Source organism: Vibrio sp. Vb0349 (assembly GCF_033338975.1).
The window spans coordinates 1-1,416 of the sequence record NZ_JAWOTS010000187.1; the positions used below are offsets into that span (position 1 = coordinate 1).

Annotated in this window: 2 protein-coding genes; one reads left to right on the forward strand and one right to left on the reverse strand. The window is 47.7% G+C overall.

From position 1 onward, the window contains the following. Positions 1 to 6: 6 nt before the first annotated feature. The gene (locus R7Q47_RS24415) at positions 7 to 768 is read left to right on the forward strand and encodes a type II secretion system protein N (protein WP_318089810.1); all 762 of its coding nucleotides are present in this window, start codon (positions 7 to 9) and stop codon (positions 766 to 768) included. Positions 769 to 1,053: 285 nt separating this feature from the next. On the opposite strand, the gene R7Q47_RS24420 is transcribed toward R7Q47_RS24415, so the two are convergent. Further along, positions 1,054 to 1,416, reverse strand: a 363-nt coding sequence (locus R7Q47_RS24420; RefSeq protein ID WP_318089808.1) for an inositol monophosphatase family protein, incomplete at its 5' end; no start/stop codon positions are given.

Consider the following 1,416-nt stretch of genomic DNA (forward strand, 5'->3'; position numbering starts at 1 on the left):
GTTAAGGTGAAGCGAGCAGTACTTTACGTTGTAATCTTTATCGTTTGTTTTTCTGTTAGCTTGATCATGGGGTTACCTGTTTCTTGGGTTCTCCAGCAAGCCCCCACTGTGAAAGGGCTAGACATACAAGGTGCTCACGGTTCCGTTTGGCAAGGTCAGGCTTCTAGCGTGCGTTGGCAGCGTCAAAATCTAGGGCAAGTTAATTGGGATTTCCAATGGTATAGCTTATTTACCGGCAAAGCCGAATTTTCGGTACGTTTTGGGCGCGGCAGCGATATGAACATTCGCGGTCGAGGTTTAGTTGGATACAGTCTCAGCGATGGCCCTTACGCGGAAAATTTGGTGGCGTCGATCCCGGCATCGAAAGCCGTCGAACAAGCACGCCTGCCGGTGCCTGTTAGTGTTGATGGCCAGCTGGAGTTGAACATTCGTCATGCGACTTACGCAGCTCCGTGGTGTAAAACTGGTGAAGGCACATTGGTTTGGAGTGCCAGTGGCATCCAAAGTCCAGTGGGAAGCTTAGAGCTCGGCCCTGTTATTGCTGATTTGAAATGCCAAGATAGCGTGCTAACTGCATCAGGTGAGCAAACCAGTACGCAAGTTTCCTCGGCGTTTTCAGCGGAGCTGATGCCGAATCAACGCTATTCAACGAAAGCGTGGTTTAAACCTGGCGCAGATTTCCCATCAAGCATGGGGGAGCAGTTGAAATGGCTTGGACAGCCAAACGCACAAGGCCAATACGAGTTTGACTACAAAGGCAGATTCTAATTTTAAGCCAACGTAATACAGAAAAGAGCTGCCAATGTGCAGCTCTTTTTGCTTTTGGATCATAGTAGGCCAAACCCTCTATTCGCTGTACGTAAATAAACGAGGGACAAAGCATATTGTTTAAGTGCTTGTATTTTAATGGAATTATGTGGTTTTGTGCAGTTTAATTAGCTTTAGGTATATGGTAGGTCAAATACTGTTAAAGCTGCTCATGCGGAAAAAGAAAAGGCCGTGAACGGAATTCACGGCCTAATGATACAAGTTGAGTTACGCAAGTATAAGTACTTAATCTTTGCGTTGCAGGATGTCATCCCAAGGCAAATTCGTATCGCCCAGCACGATAAAGTTCGGGTTCTCTAGCGTTTCCCGTTCGTTGTAAGACAAAGGTTCGAGGTGAGTGCTGAGAATGCGTCCGCCCGCTTCTTCCACGATGCATTGCGTTGCTGCTGTATCCCATTCGCCAGTAGGGCCCAAACGTAAATAGCAATCGACCGCTCCTTCCGCCACCAAACACGCTTTTAGTGCTGCAGAACCGAGAGGAATTAAGTCGTAGTTCCAAGCGCTGCTCATGCGGCTGGTGATACGATTAATGTCTTGGCGACGGCTGATAGCAATGGCAATGTTTTGTCCTGCTTGTTCATGTTTGTG